The organism is Cytobacillus purgationiresistens (assembly GCF_030813235.1).
Taxonomy (GTDB): Bacteria; Bacillota; Bacilli; order Bacillales; family Cytobacillaceae; genus Cytobacillus; species Cytobacillus purgationiresistens.
In genome coordinates this window covers 24,203-44,192 of sequence record NZ_JAUSUB010000038.1, presented here as the reverse complement: position 1 = coordinate 44,192, position 19,990 = coordinate 24,203, and the positions used below count along the sequence as shown (strand labels likewise).

19 protein-coding genes and 1 pseudogene are annotated in these 19,990 nt (G+C 34.9%); 6 read left to right on the top strand and 14 right to left on the bottom strand.

The features are described 5' to 3' along the window. From J2S17_RS25665 to J2S17_RS25650, 4 genes are all read left to right on the top strand, one after another. Positions 1-900: phytanoyl-CoA dioxygenase family protein (locus J2S17_RS25665; RefSeq protein ID WP_307479429.1), on the top strand; the 900-nt coding region annotated here is incomplete at its 5' end. Between the two features lie 10 nt (positions 901-910). Beyond that, positions 911-1,867, top strand: a complete 957-nt coding sequence (locus J2S17_RS25660) for a hypothetical protein (RefSeq protein ID WP_307479427.1) — start codon at positions 911-913, stop codon at positions 1,865-1,867. A gap of 16 nt (positions 1,868-1,883) precedes the next feature. Then, a complete protein-coding gene (locus J2S17_RS25655) occupies positions 1,884-2,519 on the top strand; it encodes a class I SAM-dependent methyltransferase (RefSeq protein WP_307479424.1) in 636 nt (211 codons plus the stop codon). 19 nt (positions 2,520-2,538) lie between these two features. Further along, entirely contained in the window at positions 2,539-3,735 is a 1,197-nt protein-coding gene (locus J2S17_RS25650) for an MFS transporter (RefSeq protein WP_307479421.1), read from the top strand. On the opposite strand, the gene J2S17_RS25645 is transcribed toward J2S17_RS25650, so the two are convergent. The 3 genes from J2S17_RS25645 to J2S17_RS25635 form a co-directional block, all read right to left on the bottom strand. After that, complete coding sequence (locus J2S17_RS25645; RefSeq protein WP_307479418.1) at positions 3,703-4,281, bottom strand: histidine phosphatase family protein; 579 nt, start codon at positions 4,279-4,281, stop codon at positions 3,703-3,705. The two genes, J2S17_RS25650 and J2S17_RS25645, sit on opposite strands and share 33 nt — an antisense overlap. Positions 4,282-6,200: 1,919 nt before the next feature. After that, positions 6,201-6,911, bottom strand: a complete 711-nt coding sequence (locus J2S17_RS25640) for an anthrax toxin lethal factor-related metalloendopeptidase (protein ID WP_307479414.1) — start codon at positions 6,909-6,911, stop codon at positions 6,201-6,203. A gap of 581 nt (positions 6,912-7,492) precedes the next feature. After that, positions 7,493-7,687, bottom strand: a complete 195-nt coding sequence (locus J2S17_RS25635) for a hypothetical protein (protein ID WP_307479412.1) — start codon at positions 7,685-7,687, stop codon at positions 7,493-7,495. A 414-nt stretch (positions 7,688-8,101) separates the two neighbouring features. Here J2S17_RS25635 and J2S17_RS25630 point away from each other — a divergent pair, with 414 nt between their 5' ends. Next, positions 8,102-9,355: a hypothetical protein gene (locus J2S17_RS25630; protein ID WP_307479409.1), complete on the top strand. Its 1,254-nt coding sequence runs from the start codon at positions 8,102-8,104 to the stop codon at positions 9,353-9,355. Positions 9,356-9,752: 397 nt separating this feature from the next. Here J2S17_RS25630 and J2S17_RS25625 read toward each other — a convergent pair whose 3' ends face one another. The 9 genes and pseudogenes from J2S17_RS25625 to J2S17_RS25585 form a co-directional block, all read right to left on the bottom strand. After that, positions 9,753-9,980: a hypothetical protein gene (locus J2S17_RS25625; RefSeq protein WP_307479406.1), complete on the bottom strand. Its 228-nt coding sequence runs from the start codon at positions 9,978-9,980 to the stop codon at positions 9,753-9,755. Positions 9,981-10,015: 35 nt separating this feature from the next. Further along, positions 10,016-10,522, bottom strand: coding sequence for a phosphoadenosine phosphosulfate reductase domain-containing protein (locus J2S17_RS25620; RefSeq protein WP_307479403.1), 507 nt, complete (start codon positions 10,520-10,522; stop codon positions 10,016-10,018). Positions 10,523-10,578: 56 nt separating this feature from the next. Continuing rightward, positions 10,579-10,881: a hypothetical protein gene (locus J2S17_RS25615; RefSeq protein WP_307479400.1), complete on the bottom strand. Its 303-nt coding sequence runs from the start codon at positions 10,879-10,881 to the stop codon at positions 10,579-10,581. A 30-nt stretch (positions 10,882-10,911) separates the two neighbouring features. Beyond that, entirely contained in the window at positions 10,912-11,070 is a 159-nt protein-coding gene (locus tag J2S17_RS25610) for a hypothetical protein (protein ID WP_307479397.1), read from the bottom strand. Positions 11,071-11,203: 133 nt separating this feature from the next. Further along, a complete protein-coding gene (locus J2S17_RS25605; RefSeq protein ID WP_307478501.1) occupies positions 11,204-11,455 on the bottom strand; it encodes a hypothetical protein in 252 nt (83 codons plus the stop codon). Between the two features lie 108 nt (positions 11,456-11,563). Further along, complete coding sequence (locus J2S17_RS25600; RefSeq protein WP_307479394.1) at positions 11,564-11,932, bottom strand: DUF4257 domain-containing protein; 369 nt, start codon at positions 11,930-11,932, stop codon at positions 11,564-11,566. Between the two features lie 302 nt (positions 11,933-12,234). Beyond that, positions 12,235-12,576: pseudogene (locus J2S17_RS25595) on the bottom strand (IS110 family transposase); the annotation flags it as partial. A gap of 265 nt (positions 12,577-12,841) precedes the next feature. Then, positions 12,842-13,987: a glycerate kinase gene (locus J2S17_RS25590; RefSeq protein ID WP_307479391.1), complete on the bottom strand. Its 1,146-nt coding sequence runs from the start codon at positions 13,985-13,987 to the stop codon at positions 12,842-12,844. A 73-nt stretch (positions 13,988-14,060) separates the two neighbouring features. Further along, a complete protein-coding gene (locus tag J2S17_RS25585) occupies positions 14,061-15,158 on the bottom strand; it encodes a tartrate dehydrogenase (RefSeq protein WP_307479390.1) in 1,098 nt (365 codons plus the stop codon). Positions 15,159-15,484: 326 nt separating this feature from the next. On the opposite strand from J2S17_RS25585, the gene J2S17_RS25580 reads away from it, so the two are divergent. After that, on the top strand, positions 15,485-17,131 hold the full coding sequence (locus J2S17_RS25580) for an SLC13 family permease (protein ID WP_370875128.1): 1,647 nt from the start codon (positions 15,485-15,487) through the stop codon (positions 17,129-17,131). Between the two features lie 60 nt (positions 17,132-17,191). On the opposite strand, the gene J2S17_RS25575 is transcribed toward J2S17_RS25580, so the two are convergent. Together J2S17_RS25575 and J2S17_RS25570 are read right to left on the bottom strand one after the other, a co-directional pair. After that, positions 17,192-17,860 carry a GntR family transcriptional regulator gene (locus tag J2S17_RS25575; protein WP_307479387.1) on the bottom strand — a complete coding sequence of 223 codons (669 nt, stop codon included), beginning with the start codon at positions 17,858-17,860 and terminating at the stop codon, positions 17,192-17,194. A gap of 1,277 nt (positions 17,861-19,137) precedes the next feature. Continuing rightward, positions 19,138-19,896 carry an SDR family NAD(P)-dependent oxidoreductase gene (locus J2S17_RS25570; protein ID WP_307479385.1) on the bottom strand — a complete coding sequence of 253 codons (759 nt, stop codon included), beginning with the start codon at positions 19,894-19,896 and terminating at the stop codon, positions 19,138-19,140. Positions 19,897-19,990: the final 94 nt, after the last annotated feature.

The following is a 19,990-nucleotide window of genomic DNA, read 5'->3' as shown; positions in this document are numbered from 1 at the left end:
TCAGGCGTTGCTCAGATCTTACCGAAGTATGACCCCTCAGAAGATGATAATCTTGTAAAAGCTTCAGGCGTTGCTCAGATCTTACCGAAGTATGACCCCTCAGAAGATGATAATCTTGTAAAAGCTTCAGGCGTTGCTCAGATCTTACCGAAGTATGATCCCTCAGAAAATGATAATCTTGTAAAGGCTTCAGGTGTAGCCCAGATTCTACCGAAGTATGACCCCTCAGAAAATGATAATCTTGTAAAAGCCTCAGGCGTTCCTCAGATCAACCAGTTCGACTCTATCGAGGACCTTGATTATTATAAGAACAATTATGTAACGCAGGGAATGAATGAATTGTGGGAATATAATAATCGAATGCAGAAGTATATTCTTAATAAAAATATATTGAACTATATGAAAGAACTAATTGGAGACAATGTTAAATTATTGTCTGACACTATTATTCATAAACCTGCAAATTATGGTGCTGCCTCACCATTGCACAGAGATTCTCCATTTTGGAAAGGCATAACTCCATATACTCAGATTAGTTGCTGGATTCCACTACAAGATGTCAATGAGGATAATGGCTGCCTAGGATATATACCAGGAACACATCAAGATGAAGAGATAGAAAATCAACCTGAAAAATTAATGTCAGAAGAGTTATCTTTATCAAATGAATATAAAGATAAAATTAAGTATATTCCAATTGAGGCAGGAGACTGTTTAATACATCACGGGATGATTTTACATGGTACTGGTCCAAACTTAACTGGCAAAAATAGAACAGCTTACGTAATTCATTACATGGAAGGAAATTCTCAATCTTCAGGAGAAGATGCATTTAAGAATGTAAAGGATTGTCCATATGTTCTTAAAGATGGTGTAATCCTTGAAGGGTTAAATGTGTGAATGTTGCTGAATGAATAACCAAACAATCTTTGACTTATTACCCACTTTTGATTATGTCAAATATATTTTGAATAAGTACGTAAATAATCAATCTATATGGAGAATTAATTATAGTCCTAGACAGAGAAGCCATTCTCCGGAATCTTTTGCATTTAATGCCGAAAATAAAATAATGAGAGTTTGGCTAAAATTCACACTTCCCACTCAAATTAAGGAAGGTCAAGTCTTAAAGGATTTGACCTCCTCTGAACTGGGTACACCCCAAGTGCTTTATGAAGAATATACGGAAAAATATGACTTTATTATATTAACAAATATTCAGGGATACGAATTGGCTAATACAAAGAATAAACAAAAATTATTACCTGAAGTGACAGAAAAGTTGGCTGTTTTACAGGCCTTTTGGGCAAAAGGTAAGAAGGAGTATGGGGAAAGCTCTTTTAGTTACTTAAATACCCATGATAAATTAGTTGAAGGTTTGGATAAAAAAAATACATCCGTATTGTTGAGGACAATCGATGTCCTTAATAATACTAAAATTTGTTTAACTCATGGTGATTCAACACCTTATAACTGGATTATTACTTCTAATAAAATAATACCTTTAGATTTTAAAGAGACAACAATGGGGCACTGTTTACTTGACTTAGTTCAACTTCTAAATCCACATTTTTGGGAGAATAGTGATCCCGAAGGCCATTATCGCCGAAAAGCAATAAATGTTTACACTAATACATTAAAAAGTTATGGATTTTCAACCCCTTGGGAGAATAATGAAAATAAATATTTATATTCAGCTTGGATATTAGATAGAGTGCGGACATTAAACTTTTTTAAACAAAAAATAAATTTATGGCAAGGAAATGATTGCATTTATCTTCATCCCATGTTTGTTAATAAAAAGACAAACTTCAATCAGATAAAGAATAACGCAATACTAACAGCTTACTGGCCAAAATTATTTTAAGGAGTGGAATATCCTAGTGGATAATTTAACCAATCAAATATATAAAACTTTTACTCAGGATTTCTATCAGAAAGATTTAGAAGGTATAACCGATACTTATCAAGACGTTCAATGGGGTAGCAAAGCCAGCCAAAATATAAGGTTTGAATATCTTTATAAACTTTTTAATGAAAACACTAGCGATAGGGTATCAATTCTTGATGTAGGGTGTGGTCTAGGACACTTTTACAAGTTTTTGATAGAAAATAATAAACCTGATGTTCTCTACACAGGATTGGATATACACTCGACATTTATTGAGTTTTTAAGAACAAAATACCCTAATAATAATTTCATTAATAAATCGCTTTTTGAATTGGAAGTCGATAATAAATTTGATTACTTGGTGGCTTCTGGGATTTTTAATATTGGAAATATTGACATAAATATGGACCAGTATTTGAAAAGTTCAATAGAAAAAATGTTTAATTTATGTGATAAAGGAATAGCATTTAATTTACTATCTCATTTCACACCCAAACATTATATAGGTGCAATTGAGACATACTTTAATCCAACTGATGTTTTAGACTTTTGTTTTAATTTTACAAATAAAATTAATTTATATCATTCATATAGATTAAATGACTTTACAATAATAATGTATAAATAAAAATTGCAGGAGCCATTAAATGAACCTAAACATTATAAAATTAATCATCGTTCAAGCTCTTTCAAACTTTGCAAGTTCTTTGTTACTTTATTTCTTTATTTTTCAAACAATGAATAATACACAATCAGCAATTGCAACTGGTTCTATCGGGGCAATGGCAATAATTCCGTCATTAATACTTTTCCCGTTTGTGGGATATTTAATAGATCGTTTTTCAAAGAAAAAGTTATTAATATGCTGTATATCAATTCAAATAATTTTCCTAACAGTATTCTTATTCATGGAGCCGTTTTTTAGTGAGTCATTGTTTTTAATAAATGTTTTGATTTTCATTGTATTTCTATTTAGGACTTTTATTTCACCCATTATTGACACTGTAATTCCTCATTTTGTAAAAAAAGAGGAATTACATAAGGCCAATTCTAATGTTAATATTTTCAATACCATAGTTGATATAAGTTCACCAATTGTTGCAAGTTTGTTGTTCCTCGGACAATTCGGATTAACTTTATTATGTATTGTATTTTATGTTCTTTGTTTAATAGTTACATGTTTCCTTGATATGAGTTTAATTAAATCAAATCCAAGTAATATGAGCTTAATTAAAGATATTTTAGAAGGGTATAGATTTATTTTTAAATCTAAAATACTTCTAACACTAGTGATTTCATTTTCAGTATTAAACCTCTTGATAGTACCATTGAATAGTGTTATTTTCCCAGTATTATCATCTTCCTTTTATATGGAAGGAACTCTCGGAACTGGGTTTTTAATATCAGCGTATAGTGCTGGATTCTTAATAGGAGGAATAGTTTTCAGATTGTTAAAGATATCTTATTACAATGGAATAATTAGTTCTACTGCCTTTCTCGTAATAGCTTTTATAATCTATACAATTCATGACCATATTTTTATGGGGATACTTGGTGCATTTTCCTCAGGTTTCGCTATATTAGGAATTGTAGTTTACTCAACTTCATTATTCCAATATATAACTCCAGAAAATATTAGAGGCAGAGTTTTTACAGCAAGAAAAACATTATCAATGTCCTTAGGACCAGTAGGTATTTTTGTTTTTGGTTCACTTATAACTCTATATGAGATAACCACTATTATGTTAATTTTTTGTTTCATCACTATAGTTTTACTATTCGTTATTATATTCATAACAAAGAAGAAAAATTCAAATTTCTATGGTAATGAAACTAGCCTCTGATAAAAAATCACTTCGAGTTAAAAGTTTCCTGGTGGTACGTTCCCTTATCCAAGTTATAGTTCCATCATGAGATATTATTATTACTCTGTTAAATTTAAGGCTTTTTACCCAATTTATGAAATAAGAAAGTATGTCTATATAATAAGAAGAGGATAAAACATTAATTACACCAGATTGCCAATAGACACTATCAATACCTTTAGGAATTAATAGGTTATTATAAAATTTTTCTATAAATCTAATGGACAATAAGTAATCACAAGGCAATGTGTTTTTTTTTGAAGGTTCAGGGAAAATTCTTGGACCAATAAATGGATGAACAAAAAGATTTTTTGTAGCATTGTTATTAAGAATTAATGATGTTTCAATAGTACGCAATGTAGGGCTTGTTATAATTAAATCGGTTGGTTTTATATTAAGTATATTGGTTAGTTTTTTGGTTTGATTCTCCCCCGTAATTGTTAAGGGTGGATTTTCTAAATATAAGCTTAAAGGTATGTCTAGTGTATGATAGCCTTCTCCGTGTCTTACTAAAATTAATTCCATAATAAAGTCCTCCAATTAAAAAAGTTAGGTTTACTTATTCTTGTTTCTTATATATATTCATTCTTGTTGCTTCAGAGTATTAAAGTCCAAGGAAAGATGAAGAATTTGTTTTTAGGTGCCAAGTTCATTATTTCGGTAATGGAATGAAAAGGAATTCATGGTTCACCTTTACCTATAAGACTTTAATATGCAAACGGTAAGTGGTTATTTTAAAAATTCATACTTTAATTCTTCATATTCTTCATATCTTAAACAATCCCTTTTAATACTAATACTAATAATTGGTTTTTCCCTAAAACGAACGTTTATAAAATAGCTTCCTAATTTGCTTAACTTATGAGAACTACTGCTGGATTTCATAACCAAAACCCATATCAAAATCAAGATACCAAAAGCTATGACAGATATCCTTTTTGGTTATTTGCAATCAAAATCTTTTATATCAGGGTTTTAGCCTTAACGTATAAAATATGCGTTTTGACGGTGCTACCCCAATAGTAAAAAAGTGTCATAATATTGGAATTTATTAGAAGAAAGTGAGGGATAATAGGAATGGAAACTATAATCGGTATTTTAATTGTGTTAGTATTGCTATATCTTTCTCATTGGCAGCTTGGGGAATTAGGGAATTAGTTAAATTGATAAAAAATGTAAAATGATTAGGTTTGTGTAGAGATCTAAAACTCTAGAAAAAATAAGGAGTGTTACATTGACAAACAAATCAAAACTTACTTATATCGTATTATTCGTATTACTCCCTGTTTTATATCTAGTTAGCTCTTTTATTGTAAGGTATCTTATACAGGGTAGAGATTTCTCTTTATTCTTTAGCGATTCCTTCGGCATTCTAGGTATTTATTATGTATTTGTAAGTATCATCTTCATGATCGCTGCAAACATTAAAAATGTAAGTCTAAAAGACATATAATGCATGGAGAAAAGCCCTTTATAAGGCAGCGCAGAAAAATGGTTATTCTGCTACTGTCTTATTTTGTAACTAAAGTTCATTATTTAGCGTCACTTTTTTTAAAAAACAGATCAGCTATTAATAAAATGACACAACCCACAAAAATTACTATGGGTATTATTGAACTCATAGTTGTTAGATTATCACTATTCCAGTCTTTGTAGAGTGTGCAAATCTGAAAAATAGCTAATAAAACAACGGCTATTCTATATGGTATAATGATAATCACCTATTCCTTAAAGATTCAGATAACTGAAATTTAAGTATATTATAAAAATCCACATTGTCTAGCTACGTTTGTTATGTTAAAGAAATCAAGAAAAGCCATTCCAACATCCTTTTGAAGAGTACTTCCTGCATCACTAACAGCCCGTTTCCAAGCCGCACTTTTTGTATAGATGTAATTTCTAATAATTTAAGGTTGATAGTGTTAATATACAAAAATATACAATTTCGGGGGAGCACTTGATATCACTCCACAATAATGATTAATTTGACTAAAATAATAAAATGGAGAGATAAAATGTGGGATCTATACGTTAAATACGCATTACCAATTTTAATTTTAGTTATTATTGGTACATCTATTCTTAGAGTAATAAGAAAATATAAAAATACTGATAAACATAATGAAAAAAGTAAAATAGTAAAAAGTTTAGTCATATCTTTAATAATTACGTTTCTCTTTATTTCAATCACTACAATGATATTAATAAATAATGTATTGAAATAAACGGAAAGACTGCCTATTAGCAGTAACCCTGTCATTAAGCCATAAAAGAATGATTCAAATGAATATATTAAGAGCGTGTTTTGATCTATCTTTTTTTCAAAACACGATCTTTTTTTTGTTCGTTTATCAAGATTAATAGTATCAAGTTGATCAAACATTATTCCAAAGCTACAATATTGCTTCTGTGTCTATTTTTGAAATGATAAAGGACTTATCATTTTATTTTTTTGAATGCTTTTCAGGTGGAATCTTGCGTTGGAGCTCATTAATAAATTTATAGGTTAATGGAGCTTTTTCTTTCAACTCTGCATGAGTATCTGGTCCCGTATAGAAATAAGCAAATGCTTCAGCGAAATATTCTTCCTTGTAATCGTAGTAAGGATTTTCATTGAAATTATCATGCTCTAACGCATGTATCTTTGTAAATTCATAGGAGTAACTAATTCTATCAAATACATAAGAATCAATTGCATGCGCCGTTTCATGAAGCTCAAGGTTTACGGAACTATGCATCTTTTTATAGCTATATCCAATTCGGGCAATAACAGTCTGTCCCCCTACACCAGGCACGTCATCCCAAGTATATGGTGTATGTTCCCATCCCCTAGGAACTTCACCCTTCAAATACGCGTACTCTGGCAAATCAGTAATAGGAAAATTGATAAGTTTCACCTGAACCCCCTGTTTATACATGGTGTTCAATATATTCCTTGGAATGCCCCATAGACGGTTTACCATATTTAATGCCTCTTGGTGATCGTAATCGCCCTTCGTTTCAATTTTCACGACCCTTTCTAGAACCTGGTTTATTTCAGGTGATTGTGTATTTCCGGATGCACCAAAAGCAAAAGTAGAAAAAGAAAATGTACAAATAGTCGCCAACAACAAAGCCGAAGCTGCTTTTTTCCCTTTTAGCAAGATACTTTTCATAATAGCCCCCTAGTTTAATAATATTTAACTTAATATTCCGCGAAATCAAATTTCCCCCTTTTTGATTTATGAACTTCAAGAAAAAATACCTAGCATAGTTTTTTAAAAAGTAATAATCACTAAAAACATAAATTTTATTATGGGGTAGCACCAGCCATTTATCATATTTCCACGCTAAGGATATAACCCTTGATAAATAAGGAATTTCCCTAAAACGTTCGTTTTCGATAGGGTTGCCTATCCTTCTTTTGTAAGTTTTTTAACTTAAAAATACACATACTGGAAATAGCCCTGCGGACTAACACAAGAACCCTGTCACTTAATGGAAGAAGTGGGGCGCTAAGTATTTTTGTTGCTTTTTTCTTTTGGCCTACTTAGAAATCCACCGATGACTACAAATGCTGTCAATAAAATAAAACCAGTCAGCCCTTCCTTTAATATAAGTCCGAAATACACTAAAGATAAACAGCCTAATAAAAATGATATTTTCATAAGGATAGATCTTATGCTCAAGTGTTTCACCTATTTCTGTCTTTCTTTCTATCCTAACACGTCATGTAAAAGCATTCCATAAAAAAATGTTACTTTCCCTTACATGTCTTTTCCCAGCAATCGAGGAAAGCACTAACTCCGATAATCCCCGCAGTATTAACACACGCATAGCAAGCTGTTCCAGCTGTAGCAGGTACTCCGACAGTGCATGCAAAACCACATATAAAGAATAATGCACTCATTGCCATAATGCTCATACCTTTACCAGCTAAACATTTTTGCATACAGCTAGTCCAACCCATAGTAGAAAATTCAGGCTCCTCTATATTGAGCTCGCCACTTTTCTAATTTTGAAGATTTTCCATCACTCAAAATAATTCACTCCAATTCGCACCTTTTATTAACTAAGTAGCATGTTTTTCTTGCATTATAGATTATTCCCAGAATATTAATTCTAAAAGCTTTCACCTCATCCTTCTTCAACAATTCTGCCACGTTTGCTAAATAAGAAAAGCATTCTGATTGGCTCAAAAAAGCTGATGATAGTTTGTCATATCATTAACCGTTTCCTTCATCTGTTGTATTCGATTTTATAAAGATACTTATCATCAATATGATAATTCCAAATAATATAAGAATACTAATATATAAAATGCTATACTTAATGGTATGAATAGATGGTAAGGTGATATTTTAATATGAAAATTTCAGACGTTTTTACAGCTGGTGGAGTACCTAGCGTTACATACAATTCAAGAGAAAATTTGGAATTAGAAGATAATTTAATTATGGATTTAGATATACAGGGGAAAATCATCTCCATAACCGGGCCAACAAAGATCGGTAAAACTACACTATGTAAAAAGGTTATTCCAGAAGATGATTTTATTCTCATATCAGGTGGAGCTATAAAATCAGGAGATGTATTTTGGTCTACTATTATTGATAAAATGGCTGTTGCTAATAGTGTTAGTAAGGATAAAGGAAAAGAAAAAGAAGTTAAAGAGACTTCTGGTTTTAAAGCGTTTGGAGAGGGAGGCTTTTTTGGATGGCTAAAAGTAAGAGTAGAAGGATCTGATTCAAAGTCGGAGTCTGAAAAGGATACCGAAAAGGAATCTAAGACCTTTACTCCTACACCAATATATCTTGCAATAGAATCACTATTAAAAACAAATAAAATCTTAATGATAGATGATTTTCACTATTGTGATCCTGAAATTCAAACAGAAATTATACGGGCACTAAAAGAGCCTATTGGTTCAGGTTTAAGGGTTATATTGTGCTCTGTCCCACATAGGGGCGTTGATTCAATTAAAGTTGAAAAAGAAATGGAAGGAAGGGTAATTCAATTAAGTATCTATCCATGGGAGAGAGAGGAACTTTATGAAATCTCTAAAAAAGGATTTAATGCTTTAAATATTGAATGTCCTGATTCGGTAATTCAAAATTTTATTAGCGAGAGTTATAAAAGTCCTCATTTAATGCAAGATTTTTGTTATTGGTTTTGCAGAGTAAATAAAATTAGAGAAAAACAGCCCTTTAAACAACAACTACCTGGAGAAATTGATTTTGAAGACTTTTATCTAAGACTAGTAAAAGATCATGCTTCCAAAGACCTTTACGATAAGCTTGTTGCGGGACCTCCAAGGGATAGAAAACAGAGGGAATTTAAGAACGGAAGTGAGGGTGATATTTACTATGCAGTCATGATCACCTTATCTTACCTTACTCATGAAACAGAGATAACTGTTGATACAGTCAGAGAGAAGTTAAAAGAAATATTAGTTCCATCCTCTATGCCAAATAAAACTCAAGTCAATCAAGTACTACAAAAGATGTCAGACTTAGCAAAAGACCATACAAATAGGGAACCTGCTATAGACTTTCAAGGAGATCGCTTATATATTGTAGATCCGTTTTTTTCATTCTATTTAAAATGGAGTGAAAAATAGGGATCTCTACTAAATGTTGGAGTAAGAGTACAATTTTGGAGGCAAAAAAAAGCACGCAACTACCAAATATCTTATACTTAAGGTGTCGAGACAAAAGATAAGATAGGAGTTACGTGTATATGAATTCCTCTGAAAAAGTCCAAAGTTTAATGAAAAGGAGTCCGCAATCTACAATATAAAGATCAGGGACTCCTTTTATATCACTAAATAATAGTGGTTAATCTGTGTAGAGATAATAAAGTTGTTTAGTTTATCCCTAGAAATGCACTAATCTCCTATCGTCAACAAGATAGAAGTTATTAAAATTTGTTTGAAATCTATGTTTCCCTAATACAGGTTGAATTTTTAGAATAATAAAGTTATTTAATTTCGGAAAGTGAATGGTCAATAATAGCTTTTAAATTGTATCTTTATAATTCTCTAAAATGTGTAAAAGTTTGCCCCGACGATATAATTCTATACGAGGAATGCCCGTATTCTCTGTTGCTACCTCATCTTCAATCTGAATGTGGTTATTATTTATTTTTCTAATCACGTATTGATTTCCCTCATATTCACCAAAGCGAAAGTTATCTAATTCAATAAAATCATAAATTGCTTCACTTTCTCTTTTATGAAACTCCATAGCGATAAAAAGCTACATAAAGAATGTTTTCTAAACTAACAAGGTCCGCCGATAGAACCTAACATGGCTCCTGCAGGTTGTTCCCACTTATCCATAATTAAATCATCTTTGTGGAAGGATTTATTAAGAGCGAGATTCACCCACTTACTTAATCGATGATCATTTGGCAAACGTTTTATTGATCCCATATTTGCCTTCTCTTCCAATGTTAGACGTCTTATATCAATTGTATGGTTTAGCTCTTTCTCCTTGCGGACGAGCCTATTAAAGCGCTCTGGTGCGATTTCTCTCATCATTGCCCATAAGTCGGTAGTTGAAAAAATACAGCCGAAACAACTAGTACGATTCCATCCTAATAAGTATGCTGGATGTGCTAGGAACTTACGCTTCTCATACTCATCCCATACCTGTTGCTCAGACCAATCTATAATAGGACGCCAAGCATGTACTAACCTATTCTTATTATTACAAGCATGAAGTTCAGTTTCCGCGTATTTTGCTCTATTGGGTGATTCCTCTCGCCGCTCTCCAGTAACTACCAAGATTTTTTTATCTTTATATTTAGGATGATTATTTAATACTCTCCTGAAGACATCGATTAAACATACGGGCTACACCACCTAATCCTAAGATCAGCACTCATAGCGGGCCACTTTAATCTAGTATTATTCTTGCCACTCTTTGTTGGTAAATGAATAATTTGGTTACCATCAGTATAGTATACATCTCCTGTTAGACTGTCTTTTCTCATCAATTCATTATGAATGCCACCTGCACGCCATTGAAAACTAGTTTGAATGTTATAGAGTTTACCTACCTCTTCAATATAAGACTCAGTAACTGGCCAATCCATGAATTCCACATAGTCGGCTGCCCTTCCGTCGATACTCTGGTGGCACAATTCTATTTTAGAAGTTGGTACTCCTAAATCTTATAGATAGAATAAACAAGCCATACTATCTTTGCCTCCGCTCTCAGAAATGAGAATATGGTCATATTCGTCTAATGTGAGCAATTTTATATTTTTCTTTATCTCAACAGACTTTTCAATTGTAAATTCACAAGCATCAAAAAGTGATAATTGTTCCATCGATAAATTCTCCTCCAATAAAAAAACTCCTTATATGAACTGGACTTAAGTCCTTTTCAAATAAAGAGCTTTCTACATTAAGTTATTATTCACTTGATATTAATTCGAATTAATGATCCTCACAGAAATATTTTTAATGTACGGCTTCCTTTTTAGTTCTAAGACGTACATAAGGTGAAGGTCTTTTAATTAGTTCATACGTAGCCGCTTCACTTTCTTCATTTTGAAAAGCCTCATAGCGGTAACGTGCAGTACTAAGTAAGACATCAATCTCCGCTTGGATCTTAATCCTTTCTTTTGTATTATGAGCACTTAGGAGTTCAACTTGAAGTTCCTCAAATTCTCGAATCTCTTCTTCATTAAGAAAATCTTTAAGAGTCATCATTGAATTTGCTCCTTCCATTCCTTTTTTCTATATGACACCGACTGTGTAGTTATGTACATTATATCACAAAATACTCCCTAAATATGTAAAGAAGAACTGCACCCTAATTTATTCTTCTTTATCTTCAGACTTAGTTGATTTTTTAGGTGCAGGCAGCTTCTCATTGAGCTGTTCTTGATTATTCTTGAACTGTTCATTGTTATTTAGTAAATTGGTAGCTTCTAATTTTGCCATAGCTCCATCAGCAAAGAAGCCCGCTAATAAAGAAGTCAAAATCAGTCTTTCCATTGAGCTTGGATCGGCAACAATAACTGTAGCAACTGCAGCAACAGTACCATATCCCATATCCGTTAAATAGCCTGGATCGAATGTTCTTTTTGTGTTTCTTGGCTTCTTAATCGTTTTGTTTCGTTTCGCGTGTGCTAATAAACCCATTAGAGAACCGATGGTAGCACTTGTAATCAAATCTAAAAGCATTGACATCACCCTTTCTAATTTTAAAATTTGGCACAAAAAAACGACCAGTGGGTGATGATTATTATTTGCTCACAACAAAAGCAAATAAAACGATCAACCCAAAGGTCGTAATTGTTAGTTCACCGCTAATCCAAGTAGGATAGCAAAAAATAAAACAAAATAGATATGTATCAATTTTACTATATTGCTAGTTTTTATTCAATGGAAACTAAAATGAACATGGTCTTTTTAATGCTGTCAGCTGCACTGCTCCTCTGTTTCTTTATCAATATATCTATTATTCCTTGCCACGCTTTTAATTGGCTGCTATCTTCTTCCTTCGTCCGTTTGACGTGCATAGGGTTGATCATAGCCAGGGGAATGCCCCGTTCCTCAAGGAAATAGGCTAGATTAAGCCAATAATGGACGGTAGGTTCAATCCCGACAATGACTTCCGTTTTTTCGTTTTCTTTCATGGCAGTCAAAATACGTTGATAAAAACGATCGAAACCATCGCTGGACTGTAATACCGAGAAAGATTTTTGAAGCACACGCCCACGGTCATCGACAAAGCAAGCGAAGTGTTTTCGCTTCGCAATATCAATTCCGACTACGAGAGTTTTTTCAGTGACTTGATTTATTTTCTGATTTTGTTTAAAATCCACTTTGGAGTCCTCATTGGTTATCTAAGTTAGGGGTCATTTCGCCACACGATTTGACACCCCGCATCATACCAAGAGGGCTCTTTCTATTTCAAGTCCCCGAAAACCCTTCTAACAGGAATGCTCCATTTACCTATTTAAATTGATTATTCTTTCGATGAGGCATTTAACTTTACAAAGTACAACTGCATCAACGTTCTGGAAATATTCTTATCATTTTTCCATTTTTTCTTTAACTTTTATTTTAGATTTCGAATGATTAAGCTCACTACACTTTTTTCATTTTTTTGATCAACCGAAATAATTGTGCCGTTGTTACTTGCAGATTAATCATTGCCGTCTTTGGATTTATTGCTTCTACTAATGACATGGGTTTCGTCATGATAGAGAAATATGAAGTGATTCCCAGGTCGTTTAAATCGGCTGCTTCTTCTGTGACACTTCCAGCTAACGCAATGACAGGAACCCCTTGTTTTTCAGCCATTTGAGCCACACCCATTGCTGTTTTCCCCATGGAGGTTTGACCATCTAACTTTCCTTCTCCTGTTATGACGATATCCATGCCTTGGATTTGCTCTTTCATCCCAATGCTCTCAAGTATTAATTCGATGCCGCTGTTTAGTTCAGCCTGCAAAAATCCGAGAAACGCAGCTCCTAACCCGCCTGCAGCGCCAGCTCCTTCTATCGAATGGATATCTCGATCAAATTCTTCAGCCACTACTTTCGCCAAATTCCGAAGTCCCTGATCAAGTTCCAATACCATCTCTGGGGAGGCGCCTTTTTGAGGCCCAAAAATATACGCTGCCCCCTTTTCGCCGAACAGCGGATTGGTCACATCGCAAGCAACTTTAAATGTCGCCTTTTTCACTGCAGGATGGACACTTTTATCGCCTATCTGGCGAATATCTTTTAGCGCTTGTCCGCCTGAATCCACTTGCTTGCCATTTGAATCAAGGAAACGGAAACCCAGGGCCTGGAGCATTCCGACTCCCCCGTCATTTGTTGCGCTTCCGCCTAAACCGATGATGAAGTCCTGGCACCCTTTTTCAATAGCATCTATAATCAGTTCACCTACACCGTACGACGTGGTAATTAACGGATTTCGTTGTTCATCTGGAATGAGTGGAAGTCCGCATGCGGCAGCAATTTCGATGACCGCTGTCTTTTGGTCGCCTAAGATTCCATAAATTGCACTCACTTCTTCGTGGAGTGGACCTGTCACTGGAATAGTGAACAATTTTCCGCCTGTCGCTTTCACAATTGCCTCAACTGTCCCTTCCCCACCATCGGCCAATGGAAGCACTTTAATATCTGCATATTGATAAACCTCTTTAATTCCTGCTGTAATTGCTGCGCTTCCTTCTATAGATGATAAACTTCCTTTGAAAGAATCCATCGCTATCAAGACCTTCATATTTCACACCTGCCTTTTCCGACTTAGAAAAAAGTCGCAATCGAATTTTATCGATTACGACATTTTCTTTAAATTAAGCTTTTGCCTTCACTTTCGCTAAATTTTTTATAATTGCATTTGTAACTTCTACAGTATCGAATGAACCGCCTAGATCACGGGTCAGGATGCCTTGTCTTGTTGTTTCTTCGATTGCTTTATTTAAACGGGTTGCTTCATCTTTTAATCCAAGGTGGTCCAGCATCAATGCCGCGCTTCCAATGGTACCAATAGGATTAGCTATCCCTTTTCCAGCGATATCCGGGGCCGATCCATGGACGGATTCAAACATGCTTGGCGTTCGTCTTTTCGGATTCAGGTTTGCACTGGCAGCCAATCCAAGACTTCCGGCAAGGGCACTTCCTAGATCTGACAAAATGTCTGCAAATAAATTAGAGGCTACCACGACCTCTAACTCTTCAGGATGCAAAACAAACTGTGCCGCCATTGCATCAACGAGCCACTGATCTGTTTCGACATCTGGATAATCCTTACTGACTCGCGCAAAAACTTCATCCCATAACACCATACCGTATTGCTGCGCATTGCTCTTCGTTACGCTGGTTACTTTTTTCTTATCGCGGGTCCGTGCCAAGTCAAATGCGAAACGAATAATCCGTTCGCAACCTTTTTCTGTGAACAAAGATGATTGGACAGCGACTTCATTGCCAGTTCCGCGGCCAGCAAAATTTCGGCCCCCGATACCTGAATATTCTCCCTCAGAATTTTCACGTACCAACACCCAGTTTAGATTATCTACATCTGGATGATTCAATCTTCTTGGCACTCCTGGTAAAAATTCTACTGGACGGATATTCGCCCATTGATCGAACCCTTGGCAGATTGCTAGACGTAACCCCCATAAACTGATGTGATCTGGAACACCCGGGAATCCAACAGCTCCAAAATAAATCGCATCATGATTTCTGATTTTCTCTACACCGTCTTCATCCATCATTTTGCCATTTTCCAGATAATATTCGCAGCCCCACGGAAAGTAATCGCTTTCAAAAGAAAATTGACCATTCGATTCTTCAGCCAAATACTCAAGCACTCGCATTCCTTCTTTGACCACTTCTTTCCCTATTCCATCACCCGGAATAACTGCTAATCGAAATTTTTTTGTTTCGTTCATTTTTACTTCCTCCTATTAAGTGCCGTTGATGGCATATTTTTTGATGTTAGATTGATTATTATATAATGAATACGTTAATGTCAATATAAATTATTTTTTTAAAATTGTAAAAATTAAAAAACTCATTCAAAATGCTTTAAATAAGGTTTTTTGTTAAATAATTTGAATCTTTTGTTTTTGTACATTGACTTTAATGTATTCATTGATATAGAATCCTATCTAGTAAGGTTTTATAATTGTATCTGAAGTAAGATTCTTACCTTAATGTAAGCGGTCTCATTTAGTGAGGAATAAAAATTCATGCAGAAAAGAAAGGGGAAATGTTTATGACAACTGCAAAAAGATTTTGGTCTCAGATGTGGGCATGGAACGATCAAGCTAAAGCAATGATGAAAGCGATTTTAACACTCAATCTCTTGGCAATGAGAACCGCCGCACGTTCAAGTGTTGATCTCTCTGAGGAAGAAAAGGTGAAAAGTGCTAATTCTAAAAAGCCGCACGAGAAATCAGCTAATTACTCCAAGCCCCAGTTAATTGGGCTAGTACTAGGACCTGCCCTTTTTCTACTAATTAAGTTATTGGTGTCTCCTGAAGACATGTCAGCAACTGCTGTAACAGTTTTGGCGGTAGTTGCCTGGATTGCTACATGGTGGGTAACAGAGGCTATGCCAATTCCAATCACTTCGTTGCTTCCATTGTTATTATTCCCTCTACTAGGTGTAATGGAGACAGGAGCCGTTTCCGCTAACTATGGAGATCCTTTGATTTTTCTATTTGCCGGAAGTTTTATGATAGCGCTATCCATGGAAAAATGGAATTTGCATAAACGTATTGCATTATCCATCATTTCATTTGTCGGGACTAATCCAAGTACGCTCATTTTAGGTTTTATGGTGGCTACCGCATTTTTATCTATGTTCATTTCCAACACAGCTACCACCATGATGATGGTGCCAATCAGTTTGGCCGTTACTAAGCATGTAGCAGATTCGCTTAAAGACAGCAGCACAATCGATACGACACCAGGCAAATTTCCATTCGGAACTGCATTGATGCTCGGTACAGCTTATTCTGCAACAATCGGCGGTTTTGGATCACTAGTTGGCGCACCGGCGAATATCATTTTAGCTGCCACTGTCAATAGTTTGTATGGTATTGAAATCTCATTTGCACGCTGGATGCTTTTTGGTGTCCCTATGGTAGTAATTCTGATTCCCATCATCTGGCTTTACCTCACAAAAATTGCATTTCCTTTAAAATTAAAAAGTATTCCGGGAGGTCGGAATATTGTTAAGAAAGAACTAAATGACCTAGGAAAAATGAGTTACGAAGAAAAAGTCGTATTGACGGTCTTTACCCTCACAGGAATTGCATGGATCACACGCAGCTTTGTCCTGAATAGTTTTATACCAGGTTTGGATGATACCCTAATCGCTCTATTCGCAGGCATTCTCCTATTTACTATTCCAGCAAAAAATAAAGGTGGAAACATTTTAGATTGGGATACAGTCTTGAAGCTTCCTTGGGGAATTTTATGGCTCTTTGGAGGTGGTCTTGCATTGGCTGCCGGTATTATGAATTCCGGACTTGATCAATGGATCGGCGGACAACTAACCGACTTCGGTAATATCCCACTCTTTATTACCATTGCATTAATCGTTGGCACAATTACCATCATGACCGAATTCACTTCGAACACAGCTACGGCGACCATGGTCTATCCGATTGTCGCTGTAGCGGCTGCAACTCTGGGAACCGACCCGATTGTGTTGATGGTGGCGGCAAATATGGGGGCGACATTCGCTTATATGTTCCCTGTTGCTGCCCCGCCGAACGCTATAGTATTTGGGACTGGCTATGTAAAAATGAGCACCATGGCCCTAACTGGTGTATGGCTCAATTTGTTCTCACTCATTTTCACAGTCATTGTCGTTTATTTCTATGTACCGATTATCTTCGGCCATTTGATGTAACCAAATATACCAACGACAAGGTAAAAAGCGGTCTTCTCTGCAATAGAGAAGACCGCTTTTCTAGTTTTTTATGATTTCAGTATGGGTAATTTTATCAAGTACTTCGAGAATTTCCTTTTGGGCCCGTATTCGGTGGGATTGAATTAGAATACTCGCAGCTTTTTCATCTTTTGCCCGCATGCATGAAACGATAGCTTTATGTTCGATAATTGAACGGGTTGGGATGGGGCGTTCCTTAATAGTGAATAACCTCGCCCGGTATGATTGGTCAGCAAAACTGTCAATTACCGCACTCAAACGTTTATTGTTTGCATATTCAACGATGGTTGCATGGAATAAATCGTCCAGGAATGACCATTGCTTCAAGTTCTCGTTTTTTAGTGTTACTTGCTGTTCTTCGATAATGGCTTCCAAACGATCAAGTTCTTCGTCGGTCGCATTTGCCGTCGCCATTTCGATAGCAAGGCCGTCCAAAGTCTTAATAATTTCATAAACTTCTTTTAAATCTTCCTTCTCGATGGGCTCAACAATGAATCCACGGCGCGGAACCAACCGAACCACACCTTCCATTTCTAAACGTACCAAGGCTTCTCTGACAGGTGTGCGGCTCATTTGTAATGTTTCACTAATTTCTCGTTCAAGAAGCGCTTTTCCTGGCGGGAGAATTAAATCACGAATGGCAAGCCGAATCGTATGATAAGCTCGTTGAGGTAACCTATATTCCTCCATCCCTTCCAAATTGCGAATGAATAGTTGAAGTTCTTCTTCCAAAATCATATTTCAATTCGCTCCAAACTATTTCAATTTCACTTACCCAACCCACATTAAATATTAAGTGATAATTGTTAATTATAACTACAAAAAAAAATTGTGACAATTAGTTAGTTGAATGGTTCTAATGTAATCTTGGTGAAAACATGAAAAATGTTCATCTTCTATTTTAGAAAGATGTGAAGAAATCGCTCCAGGCGGACGCTTTCCGAGGAAGATAGATAACTCTAAACCAATGATAATGCTGTATATCTTTTATAAAAAAATTATACAAATTTCACCATTGAAAGTAACAAAGAATACAAAGAGTAAAATCAAGATAAAGGAATCTGTTTTCATTGAAAAATTATTATCTTTTTCTTTCAATGTGGCTGTATGCTCATAAAGCTGTGGCTTTGTAATAAAGATCGATTAAAAAGTTGTCGCTAAACCATATCTAGCTGCAAACGCAAAAACTCCATTTTGAATAAAGATTGATCAAAGTGGAGTTAATTTTATAAATTAAGCATGAGATTTTTATAATAAAGTTCGATCATTTCAATGATCCTTATCCCATAAAAGCCCCCTTATTGTTTAAGTGCATTATTTCACAATGTCACTTTAATTACGATAATTCAATTCAAACTTTCTTTCATATTCGAAAAAGGAAAAACTGCCGAGAGAATGCAAAATATGACTACAGTAACTGTAGCAAATTGGGGGAGAGTCAGGAAAATGCGGATTCACAACGATAAGGAGAATACTCCATTAAAAAAGGCGATTTCTTGAGTTTAGAAATCGTCCTTTTGATTTATCTTGTTCCTTTGGAATTTTTCAGTGCCTTCATTTAAAATGATCTCTTTTTTCATTTGTTAAACTAATCCACCTAAATAGTACCATAAGAAAATGAAATACCTCTAAACATGTTGCTTTGAAATAAATTTTGATCAAAAATACCTCACAAACCCGTATTTCACGGTAAATAAGAAGAATCCATTTTGAAATAAAGATTGATCAAAATGGATTCTTCTCTAGCAGATTTGTTTCGGTTTTATAAAAAAGATTGATCATTTTCTACCTTTAATCTTCAACAATCGCGCCCTTTTCTTGAATAACTAAGATCCTTATATTAACATAAGCCGAAGGAAGCAGCTTAAGTACCTACTCTGTGAAGCATAACTTATTAATAATGTAAGTTCTTCCTATTCTTTTCAGTATTCTATCTGCTTCTATTCATTGCTTAAAGGAAAGTTTCTTTACACGGTTAAACTACCATCTACCGTTACAACCGAACCGGCCATGAAGGTTGATTTATCGGAAGCTAGGAACAAAACTGCTTCTGCAACCTCTTCAGGTTCACCATGACGCCCCATTCTAACACGCGACATTTCTTCTGGTACGTATCCTGTTTTTTCAAGGGTTTCCCCAACACTTTTAAAGAGTGGTGTAACAATTCCTCCTGGACAAACGGCATTGATTCGAATACCTTTATTGGCGTATTCAATCGCAGCCCCTTTAGTCATACCTATTACGGCATGTTTACTCGCAGAATAAACAGCAATGCTATGCTCTGGACGAATGCCTGCTGATGAAGCTGTATTGATAATAGATCCTTTGCCTTGTTTCTCCATCACTTGGATTACGTATTTCATTCCGAGAAAAATGCCCTTTACATTTATGTCCATAATTCGTTCGTATTCTTTTGTTTCCACAGTTGTAAATGGAGCAAACTTTTGAATAATACCCGCATTATTGAAAAAGACATCAATACGACCATATTTTTCAATAGCTTTTTTCACATAGTTTTGAACATCTTCCTCTTTCGAAACATCTGCTTTTATAAAAATACCTTCTCCACCTTTATTTTGAACAAGCTTAAGCGTTTCTTCACCTGTAGCTTCATTAAAATCAACTAGAACCACTTTATATCCGTTTTCAGCGAATTTTATACTTGTAGATCTACCGATTCCACTACCTGCTCCTGTTACGACAGCAATTTGATTTTCATTAGACATATATATTTCCTCTTTTCCATGTTATTTTTCATAGTGAGACTTATTTATTATAATTTGATTTTTAAGTAGTTGGTGGCCCCCTACTTAGGCGTTG